Annotated in this window: 12 protein-coding genes, 2 tRNA genes and 1 pseudogene; 5 read left to right on the top strand and 10 right to left on the bottom strand. The window is 59.9% G+C overall.

The window, feature by feature from the left end; all coding sequences use genetic code 11:
• Window positions 1-4 precede the first annotated feature (4 nt).
• Window positions 5-1,453, bottom strand: a complete 1,449-nt coding sequence (locus ACYQ4Z_RS04630; RefSeq protein ID WP_219971034.1) for a putative nucleotidyltransferase substrate binding domain-containing protein — start codon at window positions 1,451-1,453, stop codon at window positions 5-7.
• Window positions 1,454-1,559: 106 nt separating this feature from the next.
• Here ACYQ4Z_RS04630 and tadA point away from each other — a divergent pair, with 106 nt between their 5' ends.
• Window positions 1,560-2,039, top strand: coding sequence for a tRNA adenosine(34) deaminase TadA (tadA, locus tag ACYQ4Z_RS04625; RefSeq protein WP_217127029.1), 480 nt, complete (start codon window positions 1,560-1,562; stop codon window positions 2,037-2,039).
• The gene (locus tag ACYQ4Z_RS04620) at window positions 2,036-2,590 is read left to right on the top strand and encodes a L,D-transpeptidase (RefSeq protein WP_285615645.1); all 555 of its coding nucleotides are present in this window, start codon (window positions 2,036-2,038) and stop codon (window positions 2,588-2,590) included. Before tadA ends, ACYQ4Z_RS04620 begins: the two co-directional genes overlap by 4 nt.
• A gap of 71 nt (window positions 2,591-2,661) precedes the next feature.
• Here ACYQ4Z_RS04620 and ACYQ4Z_RS04615 read toward each other — a convergent pair.
• The 6 genes from ACYQ4Z_RS04615 to ACYQ4Z_RS04590 all read right to left on the bottom strand — a co-directional run bounded on the left by ACYQ4Z_RS04615 (window position 2,662) and on the right by ACYQ4Z_RS04590 (window position 9,414).
• Window positions 2,662-2,737 (bottom strand) — tRNA-Ala (locus tag ACYQ4Z_RS04615).
• Window positions 2,738-2,750: 13 nt separating this feature from the next.
• A tRNA-Val gene (locus ACYQ4Z_RS04610) sits at window positions 2,751-2,825 on the bottom strand.
• Window positions 2,826-2,910: 85 nt separating this feature from the next.
• On the bottom strand, window positions 2,911-3,423 hold the full coding sequence (locus ACYQ4Z_RS04605; RefSeq protein ID WP_219971014.1) for a hypothetical protein: 513 nt from the start codon (window positions 3,421-3,423) through the stop codon (window positions 2,911-2,913).
• Window positions 3,424-3,545: 122 nt separating this feature from the next.
• Entirely contained in the window at window positions 3,546-5,213 is a 1,668-nt protein-coding gene (gene ettA, locus ACYQ4Z_RS04600; protein ID WP_459860473.1) for an energy-dependent translational throttle protein EttA, read from the bottom strand.
• A gap of 150 nt (window positions 5,214-5,363) precedes the next feature.
• Window positions 5,364-6,638 carry an NAD(P)/FAD-dependent oxidoreductase gene (locus ACYQ4Z_RS04595; protein WP_459860205.1) on the bottom strand — a complete coding sequence of 425 codons (1,275 nt, stop codon included), beginning with the start codon at window positions 6,636-6,638 and terminating at the stop codon, window positions 5,364-5,366.
• An 85-nt stretch (window positions 6,639-6,723) separates the two neighbouring features.
• Window positions 6,724-9,414, bottom strand: coding sequence for a glycosyltransferase (locus tag ACYQ4Z_RS04590; RefSeq protein WP_219971008.1), 2,691 nt, complete (start codon window positions 9,412-9,414; stop codon window positions 6,724-6,726).
• A gap of 75 nt (window positions 9,415-9,489) precedes the next feature.
• On the opposite strand from ACYQ4Z_RS04590, the gene ACYQ4Z_RS04585 reads away from it, so the two are divergent.
• On the top strand, window positions 9,490-9,903 hold the full coding sequence (locus tag ACYQ4Z_RS04585) for a hypothetical protein (RefSeq protein WP_119335137.1): 414 nt from the start codon (window positions 9,490-9,492) through the stop codon (window positions 9,901-9,903).
• Here the strand turns inward: ACYQ4Z_RS04585 and ACYQ4Z_RS04580 are convergent.
• Both ACYQ4Z_RS04580 and ACYQ4Z_RS04575 read right to left on the bottom strand, forming a co-directional pair.
• A complete protein-coding gene (locus ACYQ4Z_RS04580; protein WP_219971006.1) occupies window positions 9,830-11,383 on the bottom strand; it encodes a glycoside hydrolase family 17 protein in 1,554 nt (517 codons plus the stop codon). The two genes, ACYQ4Z_RS04585 and ACYQ4Z_RS04580, sit on opposite strands and share 74 nt — an antisense overlap.
• Complete coding sequence (locus ACYQ4Z_RS04575) at window positions 11,380-11,778, bottom strand: glycine cleavage system protein H (RefSeq protein ID WP_438437973.1); 399 nt, start codon at window positions 11,776-11,778, stop codon at window positions 11,380-11,382. Before ACYQ4Z_RS04575 ends, ACYQ4Z_RS04580 begins: the two co-directional genes overlap by 4 nt.
• A gap of 117 nt (window positions 11,779-11,895) precedes the next feature.
• On the opposite strand from ACYQ4Z_RS04575, the gene ACYQ4Z_RS04570 reads away from it, so the two are divergent.
• On the top strand, window positions 11,896-12,342 hold the full coding sequence (locus tag ACYQ4Z_RS04570) for an FKBP-type peptidyl-prolyl cis-trans isomerase (RefSeq protein ID WP_119335135.1): 447 nt from the start codon (window positions 11,896-11,898) through the stop codon (window positions 12,340-12,342).
• A gap of 17 nt (window positions 12,343-12,359) precedes the next feature.
• Window positions 12,360-13,205 carry a 3',5'-nucleoside bisphosphate phosphatase gene (locus ACYQ4Z_RS04565; protein ID WP_459860201.1) on the top strand — a complete coding sequence of 282 codons (846 nt, stop codon included), beginning with the start codon at window positions 12,360-12,362 and terminating at the stop codon, window positions 13,203-13,205.
• Window positions 13,206-13,212: 7 nt separating this feature from the next.
• Here the strand turns inward: ACYQ4Z_RS04565 and lpdA are convergent.
• Window positions 13,213-14,646 (bottom strand): annotated as a pseudogene (gene lpdA, locus ACYQ4Z_RS04560) (dihydrolipoyl dehydrogenase); the annotation flags it as partial.
• Window positions 14,647-14,653 lie beyond the last annotated feature (7 nt).

Raw genomic sequence — 14,653 nt, 5'->3', positions numbered from 1 at the left:
TTGCTCAGTTGCGCAACAAGTCCAATTTGAAGTGCATGCGGATGAACGCTTGAAAGCGCTCGACCGTACGCAGCGCGGCGATGAGTTCGGCCCGCTCCAACCGCGTAAGCGCTTTGAGATCGATCACATTGCTGGGGGGCATGCCTGCGTCGATCGCGTCGAGCTGCGCACGCAGCCGTAGATCGAGCAGGAAGGCCAAGGCAGAGCGCAGTTCCTTGCCCTCGTGTTCAGGCAATACGCCTTTTTCTTTGAGTTTTTCGATTCGCGCGAATGTATTGCCCGTTAACGCTTGGTGACGCAGGGCAAGTGTCCGAATGCCATCGGTGATCGCGAAAATCCCCGCTTTTTTGAGGTCGACCCCCGCCTTGATCGCACCGGAGGGTTTGGTCTTGATCCGCCCCAACCAGCCGAGTGGTACCGCGAAGCGCACCGTGTTCTGAGCCATCCGCGCAAAGAAGAGGTTGTCGCGCGCCGCTTCCGTGTAAAACCTCTGCACGAGTTGCTGTGTGAGCGTATCGTTGCCCGCAAGCGTCCGAATATCGGCAAACATCGCCGCGTTGAGCACGTGCTCGGGTGTGGGCCGCTCAACCCACGCAGCGATCTGTTCTTGCCACGCTTGCGCACTGCGCCGCCAAAAGGGGTTTCGGGTCATGATGTTTCCCGGGCACGGCGGGAAACCGATCGCGAGTAAGCCTTCAGAAATGCGTTCCCCGAGCGTTTGAGCCAACGCCACTTCCGTTTCGTCGAGATCGTCGGCCAAAACGAGCGCATTGTCCTGGTCGGTGGCCAACGTTTGTTCGCCCCGCCCTTGACTCCCCAGGACGACGAATGCAAAGCGGTCCAACCCCAACCCTACCGATTCCGCGGTGATTTCCACCACCCGACGCGCCAACGCGTCGTTGAGATAGGCAATGAGCGCCACGGTCTCCTGAATGGGCGTATGGGTTCGAACCAGGATCGCAACCAACTCTTGCAGCGTCTGTTGGAGTTCCTTGAGCGTCTCCAAAGCGGTGGCTTTCTCGATTTCGAGCGCCATCAAATGGGGGGAATGGCGTTGGGTTTTGAGCACATCGCTCTGCGACAGGATTCCGATGGGGTTGTCTGCCTCATCACAAACCACCAGGCGGTGAATGCCGCGGCGCGCCATCTCCAAGAGAGCGGCGTGAAGCGGCGCATGACGGGGTAAACTCACCAGCGGCGCCCCCATGATCGACTCAGCGGTAACCGATTCCGGCGCAAGCCCACGCGCAACCACTTTGTTGCGTAGGTCGCGGTCGGTGACGATACCCACGGCTTTTCCCGCTTTTTCGACGATCAGACTCGAGACCCCTTGGGCTTCCATCTGCTGTGCGACAGCCATTGCGGTATCGTCTGCCGCACACGTTTTGAGCCCTAGCGTGCACCAGCGCGCCAATGGATCGAACAAAATGTTGTGTTGTTGTGAGGGGGACATAGGTCGAATTCCTTGGGATCGCAGCACTTTGCTATTATAGAGTCAAGGTTGTTGCGGAGCAGCAAATTTGACCCATTCGGCACATCGCAATCGCCGGGATGCCCTGGTGACCCAGGCATTATGGGATCAGGTGTGGATGCGCTGGGCGATCGCTATGGCGAAACTGTCGGAGCGTTGCGGTGAAGTGCCGGTGGGTGCGGTGGTGGTAGCAGAAGGTGCGTTAGTGGCGTTGGGATGCAATCAGCCCATCGGCACAGACGATCCGACCGCTCATGCCGAGATCGTCGCACTGCGCGCCGCGGCGCGACAGCGGGGCAACTACCGGTTGCCTGGGACGATTCTCTATGTGACGGTCGAACCCTGTGCGATGTGCGCCGGTGCCATTTTTCAAGCCCGGGTCGCAGCCGTGGTTTTCGGCGCACCGGAACCCAAAACCGGGGTGGCGGGCTCACAACTCGACCTTTTTGCCCACCGTGCGCTCAATCCGCATACCGAGGTTCGCGGCGGAGTGCTGCGGGATGCGTGTATCGCGCAATTGCGCCATTTTTTTCAGCTTCGACGCACACAACGGAAAAAACGATCATGAGCGCAGCAAAAGTGGTGATCTGCGTCGCAACCCAACGCCTCTTTCTCTACGATTGGGACGGAGTATGCCAACGCATCTATCCCGTTTCCACAGCACGTGCCGGGGTAGGGCAACGGCTTGGCAGTGGCCAGACACCGCTGGGGCGACATCGCATCCGCGCGGTGATCGGTGCCGGAATGGCGTTAGGGACGGTCTTCAAAGGGCGGCGTCCGACCGGTGCTCGCGGCTTCCTTCCCCAATGGGGGCAGGACGGGCGCAAGCAAGGTAGCGGAGCCGGTCTGGCGCGTTCCGACGCGCACGACTGGATTTTGACGCGGATTCTTTGGTTGTGTGGCGAAGAGGTGGGTTGGAATCGGTTGGGGAAGGTCGATACGCAACGGCGATTCATCTACCTTCATGGCACGGCAGAAGAGGAAAAGCTTGGGGTACCGTGCTCGCACGGATGTATTCGGATGGGGAACCTCGATATCGTCGAACTCGCTACAGCGGTCCAACCCGGAACCAAGGTGTGGATCGTCAGCAAGTGGTGGGCGCAAGCGGCAGGGATATAGGAAACAAACAGCGAGTCACTGTACGACAGCTGTACTGAGGAGATCGGAGCAAAAGCAGGAAAAAAATGGGTTGGTGGACCGGATGGGAGTCGAACCCACGACCTTCGCATTGCGAACGCGACGCTCTACCAACTGAGCTACCGGCCCGTACGTACTTCACTGGTGGGTGGTAGTGGGATCGAACCACTGACCCCTGCCGTGTGAAGGCAGTGCTCTACCGCTGAGCTAACCACCCGCAACGTGCGAGAGACGCGTATGATACGGTGTTTCGCGCTCTCTGTCAATAGCTGCTGCGCCCGAAGCACGCATCTTTCGCACGATCATAGGACCTTCAACAGGTCGAGACGCAGTTGTTCTGCCCGCGCTCTTCCTTGCGTCGTCTCGACGATCGCTTGGTACCAGCGACCGAAGAGGGCGCGCAAGACTTCATGGTCTGGTGCGGCGGCAATGTCTTCGATCAAAGACAAGTGGTCGATCGGCGTCGCGGAAAAGGTGCGCAGCGTATTGATCATGAAATTACGCGCCATTTCGAGCTCTTTCGGGTTGGGGGGGGCCGGGAGCGGGCGGAACGCTGTGATCGATTCGATGCGGTCGACCGACTGCGTTGCTCCTGTTTCATCCACCGTCCCAACCAGCTCGATCAGACCAAGCTCTTCCATCGTACTGAGGACATGGGTCAAATCGTCGGTAGCGGCTAGCTCCCGCAATTGGGAAACGCTCTTTTGACCGTCGATGAGGATCAGGATGCGCCGTTGTCGCGGATTGAGTCCCGCGCTGCGCGTTTTGATCTCTTCCTGCCCTTTTTCGGTTTTGCGGAAGATCGCGTCGCTCATGGTTGTGTGTCTCCAGTTTATCCTTTGGTGTGGTCATGGGATATGCAAAGAGCGAGCCCCGCGATCCGGCCTGAACGATGGCCGGCTTCCTGCCAGTGCGTGGCGATCCAGTTCATTCCGGACTAGGAACGGGTGATCGGTTTGTAGCGGATCCGTTTCGGTCTTGCCGCTTCTTCACCCAGACGCCGTTTCTTGTCCTCTTCGTATTCGCGGTAGTTGCCCTCGAAGAAGGTCCATTGCGAATCCCCTTCGGCCGCTAGGATGTGGGTGCAGATCCGGTCGAGGAACCAGCGGTCGTGGCTGACGACCAGCGCGCAGCCGGGGAATTCGAGGAGCGCTTCTTCAAGGGCGCGAAGCGTCTCGACGTCGAGGTCGTTCGACGGCTCGTCAAGGAGCAACACGTTGCCCCCCTGCAGGAGGGTTTTCGCCAGGTGCAGACGCCCCCGCTCGCCGCCGGAGAGCTTCCCGACGATCTTCTGTTGGTCTGCCCCCTTGAAATTGAAGCGGCCAAGATAGGCGCGGCTGTTGATTTCGAAATTGCCGATCTTGAGGATGTCCTGACCGTTGGAGACCTCTTCCCAGACGGTTTTGTTGGGGTCGAGCCCTTCGCGGGTTTGGTCGACGGCCGCGATTTTTACCGTCGGGCCGATCAGGATTTCGCCGCTGTCGGGCTGCTCTCTTCCCAGGATCATGCGAAAGAGGGTCGATTTACCGGCGCCGTTGGGGCCGATGATCCCAACGATCGCCCCTTTCGGGACGATGAACGAGAGATTGTCGATCAGCAGTCGATCGCCAAACCCTTTGCTGACGTTGCGGAATTCGATCACCTGGTCCCCCAGACGCTCTCCGGGCGGAATGAAGATCTCCTGCGTTTCGTTGCGGCGCTGATACTCGATACTGGCGAGTTCTTCGAAGCGGGCTAGACGTGCTTTGGATTTGGCTTGCCGTCCTTTGGGATTGCTGCGCACCCACTCCAATTCGTGTTTCATCGCTTTGAGGCGCGCTGCTTCGGCTTTCGCCTCTTGCTCCAGGCGCTTCTCTTTTTGCTCCAACCACGAGCTGTAGTTCCCTTTCCAAGGGATTCCTTCGCCGCGGTCGAGCTCCAGAATCCATTCGGCGGCATTGTCGAGGAAGTAGCGGTCGTGGGTCACAGCGACGACCGTTCCTGGGAAGCGCACCAGGTACTGCTCCAACCATTCGACCGATTCGGCGTCGAGGTGGTTGGTCGGCTCATCCAAAAGCAGCATATCGGGTTTGGAGAGGAGCAATTTCGCGAGTGCCACCCGACGCTTTTCACCGCCAGAAAGGTTGGCGATTTTGGCGTCCCAAGGGGGGAGGCGGAGCGCATCGGCTGCCTGTTCCATCTGGTTTTCGATGTCCGCACCAGCGTTGGCCAGGATCGCTTCGTATTTGGCTTGTTCTTCGGCCAGTTTGTCGAAATCGGCGTCGGGTTCCGCGTACGCGGCGTAGATTTCGTCGAGCCGTTTTTTCGCTTCGATGATCGCTCCCAACCCCGATTCGACCTCTTCGCGCACCGTTTTGTTGGGGTCGAGTTCTGGTTCTTGCGGCAGATAGCCGATCTTGATCCCCGGCTGCCACTGGACTTCGCCTTCGTACTCTTTATCGACGCCCGCCATGATGCGGAGCACGGTCGATTTTCCGGCACCGTTGAGCCCCAGAAGTCCGATCTTGGCTCCGGGGAAGAAAGAGAGCGAAATGTCTTTGATGATTTGCCGTTTCGGAGGGACGGTTTTGCTGACCCGAAACATCGACATCACGTACTGCGCCATCGGTGTATCCATTCGTTTTGCTGATGAGGGTTCATTATATACCGGCGTTGCTCGAGCGTTTTGCGCCGCAGAAAACGCAAGAAGCGCGGCGGGAACCGTTTGGTTCCGGCCGCGCTGGTCGGAGGTGCGCACAATGGGTCAGAGGTGGAGTTACTCTTTGAGTCGGGAGAAACCCATCATCTTCATCAAGGCTTTTTCGTAGAACGGCTCCGACTTGCCCGTTTTCATCTTGTTGAGGAAGTATTTCTCGAACCCGATCTTCGCCCAATGGACCCATTTGCCCGACGCGAACCAGTTGACGTCACGCGGTGGCAGTTGCGGGATTGCAGCAAAAGCAGCGCCACGGTCGCCGAAGTCTGCCAGGCAGAGCGCCTGCCAGCTTCCCTTGTGCGAGGGTTCTTTGCCGTCGAGCACCTCTTTGAGGTTATGGACGATTGCAGTCACCATCGACTCGATCATGTACCCGGTTTTGGGAACGCCGGTGGGGACGGGCGTGGGACCCACCGGAGGAATGGCGATACAAACGCCAGCCGAGTAGATGTTCGGGTATTTGGGGCTGCGCTGGTACTCATCCACGATCACGAAGCCGCGGGGATTGCACAGCCCTTCGACCGCTGCAACGGCATCGACTCCTTTGAACGCCGGGAGCATCATCGCGTGCTTGAACGGGAGTTCGTGTTGCTTGACCAGTTGGCCGTTGCGGTCGAGCTCGTCGACGAACATCTTGCCGTCTTCCACCCGCGTGGTTTTGGCGTTAGTGATCCAACGGATGTCGTGCTGGCGGAATTCGTGTTCCATGATCCCTTTGGAATCACCGACGCCATCCAACCCCAGGTGGCCGATGTAGGGTTCCGAAGTGACGAAAGTGATCGGAACTTTGCTGCGCAGTTTGCGTTTGCGCAGCGCAGTGTCGAGCACCATCGCGTATTCATAAGCGGGGCCGAAACAGCTCGCTCCCGGCATCGCACCGACGATCACGGGGCCCGGATCGGCACACAGTTTTTCGAAATCGGTGTAACACTGCTCGGCATGGTCTACGGTACAGACCGATTGGGTAAAGCCCCCGTTCGGCCCCGATCCTGGGACTTCGTCGAACGCCAGCTTCGGACCCGTGGTGATGATGAGAAAATCGTAATCGACCGTTTCCCCGTTGGCGAGCGTGATGGTGTTGTGGTTCGCGTCGATCCGTGTCGCGGGCTGCGCGATGAAGTCGATCCCTTTGCGTTCGAGATAGGGGCGGATAGGCAAGACGATCTCTTCTCTTTTGCGCCACCCCACCGCAACCCAGGGGTTCGACGGGACGAATTGGAAATAGTCGGTGGCGTTGATCACGGTGATTTTGTGCGGCGGCCCGATGAGTTCACGAGCTTCGTATGCCGCAGGTATGCCGCCGATTCCCGACCCGAGGATGACGATGTGTGCCATTTCACTGCCTCCTTTGGTGATAGTATATATAATTATTTTCTAATAATCATAGCTTGTCAACCGTATCGCCAGCGATGCGCTGTTTTCAGGAGTGTGGCGCTGGCGATGGGGTGCTTGCAGCGGTTTCGGGTGGAGTATTGTCGGGCAGATAGGCAAAGATCTGGCACAACACCGCCGCAAGGTAAGGGATCGTTTGCAGCGCCAGGATCGCAACCCAGAGCTGGATTTCCAGTGAGAGCCATCCCCGTTGTGCAACGAGGAGCGCGCCGCTTGCGGTGATCGCGATGAGCATACCCAGTTCTTCGCGGATGGGGCCAAAAAATGCGAAGGTACCCTTGGCGCGCCACCCTTTGGGCGTGCGCACGAACGTCCCTTTTTTGTGGGTGAGCCCCGCCAACACGCCGCGCGCGATGGTGTGCGACAGTCCCACCGAAAGGATCGACGCGCCCAGAATGTCGATCCATTTCGTCTGCATGGTGCGGCGATAGAGGATCGGCCCCAACGCCGACTTGAACGCCATGAAGCCGAGCACCGGTGCTGCCAGCGTTGCAACGGGAAGAGTGAAGGTTTTGGGTGCGTAGATCATGCCCAGCGTCCAGAAGAGCGACCCCATCGCGAAGATGAGGTGGAGCGCATCCCCAAACCAGGCAAACCAGCCGGTGAGGAAATGGTAGCGTTGCGCAAAGGTCAGTTGGGATGGCTTTTTCCCCAGAAGATACGGCATATGGGCTTTGAGGATCTGCATCGCCCCAAACGCCCAGCGGAATCGTTGTGATTTGATCGCGGCGAAGTCCGATGGGGTCAGCCCGCGACCGAAGATGTGGTCGACGTAGCGGATCTCATAGCCCCGCTCCAAGAGCCGCAACCCCAGCTCGGTGTCTTCACAGATGCACCATTCGGACCACCCGCCAACCGCTTCGAGCATCGAGCGGCGAATGAGCGTCATCGTCCCGTGCTGGATGAGGGCGTTGCGTTCGTTGCGGTGGTGCATCCCGATCCGGAAAAAACCTTCGAACTCCCAATTGCACATCCGTTGGAAAAAGGAGTGTTCATATTCCCGGTGGGCTTGCGGCGCCTGAACCACCGCGACCAGCGGTGACTCGAGGAAATGGGGGATGAGCCGCGCAAGCCAGTCCCGTTCGACGACGTAATCGGCATCGACGACGCCAACCACCTCGGCACGTGGGTCGGTTTGCCGAAGCGCGAAATTGAGCGCCCCTGCTTTGAATCCGGGCCATTTGGGGAGGTGGAAAAACTTCACCCGATCGCCCAATTGGGCACAGTGGGCTTCGACCGGCTTCCACAGCGCTTCGTCGGTAGTGTTGTTGTCGACGACGATCACTTCGAAGTGGGGGTAGTCCATCGCAACGAGCGAATCGATGGTGGCGATCACCATTTCGGGCGGTTCGTTATAGCAAGCAAGGTGGACCGAAACGAATGGGGCTTTTTCAGGAGGAACTGGAGGCAGAGGGGTGAAGCGTCGCCGCCATTGCCGTTTGAAGAGCACTTCACCGAATTCGAACCCATGGGAGAGGAGCACTGCGGCGGTCATCAGTGTTGCCAGGATGAGGAAGATCAGGCCGACGAGATCCCCGCGCGAAAGGTAATAGTCTTTGGGGAGATAGACGCCGATGAGGAGCACGATCACACAGAGCTGCGTCAGCCCCATCAACCACAGACGCCCGAGCAGGTTCCAGCTGGCGAGCGCAAAGGCGAGCGCAAAGAGGAGCGGCGCGCCGATGAAGGTTGCAAGTTTGGCCTTCTCTTGCCAACGGACGTCGCGGACGATGAGGCCATCGAGCGAATATTTCGGTTGCCGGTCGGCGTCAAAGACCCCCCAATGGGCTCCTGCCCACCCTTCGACGGCCACCTTCCAGGGTTGATCGAACGCCTCCATGATGTAATAGTCGAGAAAGAGCGAGCGAGGGTCGGAGAGAAAGCCACGGACGAAATGGGCAGCGTTTTCGATCGAAGCTTCAGCCCGTTCATCCCCTCCCAAGAGGTTGGGCATGACTTCGCCGCGACTGGGCCAGCCGATCTCACCGATCACGACGGGCAGTTTCGGGAAACGCTTTTGCACTTCTTCAAGGCGTCCAAAGGCGTAATCGAGCGCCCGGGCGACGTCGATCCCCTCGTGGTAGGGGAGCAGGTGGATCATCACGAAATCGACGTGGTCCGCCAGTTCGGGGTTCTTCAGCCAAACGTGCCACGGTTCGGCTGTCGAGACGAGCGGGCGGCGATTTTTGTCGGGAAAGCGGCGGCGCAGTTCATCACGGACGCGATCGAGGTAGGCAGCCATTTCGGCAACGGTCATCTCTTTGCGCAAGAGCGCTTCGTTGCCCACGACGATGCGGGTGATGTTGTCGTAGCGTTCCGCCATTTCGAGCCCTGCTGCGATTTCGCGTTCCGAGAGCGCTTGATCCGCGGAGACCCAGAGACCCATAGCCACTTCGAATTTGCGCTGGTGGGCCAGAGGGTAGATGGCGGGGGCGTCGGTGACCCCGTAGGTGCGGATCCGTTTCGTATAGAGAGCGAGTAGATCGAGATCTTGCGCAATTTGCTCCGGGCTCGGATAACGCTTTTCGAGCGGCGATTGATCCCGGCGAAACGGTGTGTAGGCAAACCCGTTGATCTCTCCGGCAACCCCAGGTTCGGTTCCCAGCCGCACGTGCCAGGCCCAGGCTTGCCAGAAAGCGGTAAGGACGAGCACGGTGAGGAGGAGCGCCGTGAGCGTTCGGCGCAGCAGTGGCAGGAGGGGCGTGACAGAGCGGAGCATGGTGGTCCCTACGAAATCGCGTGAAGGAAAATCGGTAGAATCACGACACAACGGGAAAACGGGCGGAGAACGGCTGTGGATACGACAGGCAGGCAGGATTCTAACAGGCTGGTAGTCGCGGAAAAAGGTGGTTGGTTCGTTCTCTTCGTAAGTCTTGCCGGTTTTCTGGCGCTGCGTTTTCTGTGGTTGGAAAGTGGGGTAGCCCCCTTTGCGTGTGGTGCGACATGGCAGCCGGAACTGGGTTGGGCGTGTGTTGCAAAGACCTTGCTCGTGCAAGCGTTCATCGAGGAACGAGCGGGTTGGGTCGCCGTTGCGCTCGCGATGGCTGCGTTCCGCTTTTCCTGGCGACAGATCGCGTTTGGGGCGCTTTGGTTGGGACTCTTCGCCACGGTTTTCTATAGTGCGACGACGGGGGTCATTGCGGCGCTGTTGGCGCTACCCGTGTGGCTTGGCTGGACGCAGCGCGGGCGCGCGGAAGCGACAGCGTGATCGCCGCGGTGGTGAGAAACCACAAGAGCGCTTGGCCGTTCATCGCCTCTTTCAGCCAGACGAACGCGGCGCAAAGGAGTGCGATCGCACTCCAGAGCCGTTCGGTGAGGGTAACGGACCAGTGACGCAGTGGCGCCACCAACGCAAGCGGTAGGTAGAGACAGGTGGCATAGTCGCGATAACGGCCATCGACGACGAGCCAAACGTTGGCGACGGCCAGGGCAAAGAGGAGATAGCTGGTCGCAACGGTCAGCCAGTCTGGTGGAGTCGCGCGGTACGTGGGTCGTGCCGCCAACGCGACCGCGACGACAAGCGCAACGACCCCGGTAGCGCCCAATGCTCCCCATTCCCACGCGTTGCGATAGGCGACCACCGCATGTTCCCATTGCCAAAAGGCCGTGAATCCCAGCGCTGCCCCAAGAAGCGTCACCGGCCAGCGTCGCAGCGACGCGATGAGCGGCAGCAGCACCGCGCCCATGAGCGCCGCAGTCAAAGGGGGCCAGAGGGTGTCCCGCTCCGCAACCGGCCCAGTGAGGGGAAATTTCGGTTCCTGAGCGGTATTCAAAACCCCCCAATACCCACCCACGGTCCCTTCCAAAGCGCGTTTCCACGGTTGGTCGTGGGATTCGATGAAATTGACGTCCCAGTTGAACGTAGCCGCCAGTGAGAGAACATCGCGAACGTATTTCGCCTGATTCACCCGGGAGGGAACGGCGCCTTCGCGTTGTTTGCCAGCACTGGGCCAGCCGGTCTCGCCGATCGCGATCGGAATGGCACCGAGCACTTGGCGGGCCATCGTTCGGATGCGGAAGAGATGTTCTGCAGCCGAGTCGATTGGCTGCGGTCGATCTTCCCAGTACGGAAGGATATGAATCGTTGCAAGGTCGACGTGCGGAAGTAGCGCATTGCGGTAACGCAACCAGAATTCCCAGACGTCGGCGTAGGTGATGGGAACCTGCGCTTGTGTTTTTGCTTGTTCCAGGTAGCGCGCCAAATTTTCTGGTGTCTGTTCGCGCCGTAGCAAGACTTCGTTGCCGACGATCAGGCGTGTTACGACGCCGCGATATTGATTGGCCAACGCGATCGCGCGCGCGAGTTCCTGCGCGTTTTTCTTGTCGTCCCGTCCGATCCACGCACCCAGCCAAACGGTGAGGCCATGGCGCGCCGCGAACTCGGGCACTCGATCGAGCCCCTGGTCGACCGAATAGGTGCGCACACAGCGGGTGATTTTGGCCAACGCTTGGAGGTCCAGGTCGATCCATTCCGGTGGGATCTGGGTATTGGGGTCAAGTGGTGTGACGCCCGCACGGAAGTAGGGACTGTACGAGACACAGGGAAGGCGTGCGTCAGCGTTGGGACGCGTAGGCGCGTCGGGTAGGGGTTGTGGAACCGTTTCGCCGTGGTACCAGACCACGAAGAACGCGACCACCAGCAACCAGAGCGCTACCAGAGCGCGCGGGAACGGAAGCGGGCGCTTCATCGTTCTGCCGCGATTTGCTGCGCATACGTTTCCGCAGCGAGGCATTTTTCCGGATCGATCGGCTTTTCGGCGCGGAAGAGGACGATCCAATGGTCCAACGGCGCTTCGTTGAGCCACTCGGGGTGGTCGTGCAACGCGCGGTTGACGTCGAGGACTTCGAGGTCAACCGGTGCCGCGACGTCGGACGCGGTTTTGACCGATTCGACGACGAAGAGGGTTTCGCCTTCGTTTACCCGAACTTCACGATCCGGAAGTTCGACGAAGACAACGTCACCGAGCTGTTCAGCCGCAAAAGGGGTGATCCCCATGCGCCACAGCCCTTCGCCTTCGGGTTGCAACCATTGGTGCGTGGGCAAATAGATTCGGTCATCCGCGATGGCGTTGGTCGTCTGCACTTTTTTGCCTCAAAGGGTTGTGAAAAAGAAACGAAAGGAGTATTGTAGCGAAGTGGTGGGCAAAAAACGCACGTGCGGCTCGCCACGTTGATCTGACTGTTTGAAAGGAAAGTGAGTATGACCACGCAACAAGCCGCCCAAGCGGGCGATACCGTCCAGGTGCATTACAAAGGGACACTGGCCGACGGCAGCGTCTTCGATAGCTCCGAAGGTCGCGATCCCCTCCAGTTCACACTGGGGGCTGGACAGGTGATCCCCGGCTTCGAGAAGGCGGTCGAAGGGATGCAGGTAGGGGAGCGCAAGACCATTACGATTCCTGCCGACGAAGCCTACGGGCAGCGTTCGGAGCGCGCGATGCTGCAAGTGCCGCGTGAACAACTGCCACCCGAAATCGAGCCGGAGGTTGGGCTGCAACTGGTGATGCAGCGCGCAGACGGCCAGCAAATTCCGGTCGTGGTTGCCGAGGTGACCGAAACGCACGTGACGATCGACGCGAACCATCCGCTTGCGGGCCACGACCTGACGTTCGAAATCGAGTTGGTGGCGGCTGATCGCGCCGCATAAATCGGGACGGGTGGCCGATGTGGAAGGCGCAGCGCGTCGACCTGCACAGCCACTCGACCGCGTCGGACGGGGTTTTGACTCCGTCCGAGCTCGTCAAAAGGGCTGCCCAGAACCGGGTGGCCCTTTTTGCGCTTACCGATCACGATACGGTGGCCGGTTTGGCGGAAGCTCGGGAAGCCGCTGGGCAGTTTGGGGTTCCATTTGTCGCGGGCGTGGAGATTTCCGTTTCGTTCGCCGGGGAGACCATCCATGTCGTTGGATTGGGAATCGACGAAACGGCGCCAGCATTGACTGCGGGGCTCAAGCAAGTTCGGCGGGGCCGCACGGCGCGCGCGCGCAAGATGGCGGCTGCACTCGAAGCGTGTGGCTTTGCCGATGTCTGGGAAGGGGCTTTGCGTTTCGTGCGCAACCCCGATTTGATCAGCCGCGCCCATTTTGCGCGCTACCTCGTGCATGCGGGCCATTTTTCTTCGATGAACGCGGTTTTCGCCCATTACTTGGCGAAAGGAAAACCGGGGTACGTGGACCACCAATGGGCAACACTCCAAGAAGCGGTTTCGTGGATTCATGCCGCAGGAGGGGTGGCGGTGGTGGCGCATCCCGGACGGTACCGCTTGAGCGAACGCGAATGGAACGCACTTCTTGCCGAATTCGTCGATCTGGGGGGTGACGCGATCGAGGTGATTACCTCGGCGCACGATCCAAACGCCACCAACCATTGGGTGCATATCTGCCGCCGCTATGGTCTCGCTGCGTCCCAAGGGAGCGACTTCCACGCGCCAGAGGAATCACCGTGGGATTTGGGCGCTCTGGGCCACACGTTGCCAGACGACCTCGTTCCCGTCTGGCAACGGTGGCAATAGCGGCTCGTTAGCGTTTGCGTTTGGGCGGTAGGTCGGTACAACTCCCTTCGGCTACCTCTGCCGCCATCCCCACCGACTCACAGAGGGTGGGGTGGGGATGGATCGTGTGCGCGATATCGGCGACCTCTGCGCCCATTTCGATCGCCAAACAGATTTCGCCGATCAATTCCCCAGCATTCACCCCAACGACGGCACCGCCGACGATCCGCTTCGTTTCGGCATCGAAAATGAGCTTGGTGAACCCTTCGTCGCGGCCGTTGGCGATCGCCCGCCCCGATGCGGCCCACGGGAAAGTGGCCACTTCGACCGCGCACCCCTGCGCTTTCGCCTCGGTTTCGGTCAAACCGGCCCAGGCGATCTCTGGGTCGGTGTAGGCGACCGACGGGATCTGCAATACGTCGAACGCCCGCTTGTGTCCGGCCGCAGCCTCGGCCGCAACGTGCCCTTCATGCACGGCTTTGTGCGCGAGCATCGGCGCTTCTGCCAAATCCCCGATCGCGAAGATGTGCGGCACGTTGGTACGGCGCTGGGCATCTACCGGGATGAATCCCCGTTCGTCGATGGTGATACCGGCCGCTTCCGCACCGATCGCTCGCCCATTCGGGCGCCGACCGACCGCAACCAACACCAGATCGTAGCGTTGGGCTCCTTCGGGTGCGTTGGCTCCTTCGAAACTTGCCCAGATGCCGTCGTCTTTGGCTTCGAGTGCCGTTGTGCGGGTGTTGCGGTAGAGCCCGGCGAAGCGCTTGCCGTTGACCTTTTCCCACACCCGCACTAGGTCACGATCGGCCCCCGGTATGAGATCGCTGCTGGCTTCGACGACATCGACCTGCGCCCCGAGCGTCGCATACACGGTACCCATTTCCAGACCGATGATGCCACCGCCGACGACCAGCATCCGCTTGGGTAAGAAGGGAAGCGCAAGCGCACCGGTGGAATCCACCACACGGGGGTCTTGGGGTTGGAAGGGGAGACGAATCGGCTCCGACCCGGCAGCGAGAATCGCTTGCTCGAAGGTGAGCGTGAGCGTTTCACCCGTCGGTCGGCCGTTCGGACCCTCGTCGGTCCGTTCGATCGCCAACGTGCTGGGCCCCGTGAGTTTCCCGATGCCCTGGATGTGATTGACCTTGCGCGCTTTGGCCATTCCCGCCAGGCCTTGGTTGAGTTTTCGCACCACTTGGGCTTTGTAGTTACGCAGGCGGTCGAGATCGATTTGCGGCGCGCCGAAGGTGATGCCGGCTCGGTCGAGATGTCGCGCTTCGTCGATCACCGCAGCGACGTGCAGCAGTGCTTTCGATGGGATACAGCCCACATTGAGGCAAACGCCCCCAAGGACGGGGTAACGTTCGACGATCGTTACCTCAAGACCAAGATCCGCTGCGCGAAATGCGGCAGAGTATCCGCCTGGACCGCCACCAAGCACCAGCAATTGGGTTTTCATGCTCATC

The organism is Hydrogenophilus hirschii (assembly GCF_054656675.1).
This window is presented reverse-complemented; position numbering and strand designations above follow the sequence as displayed.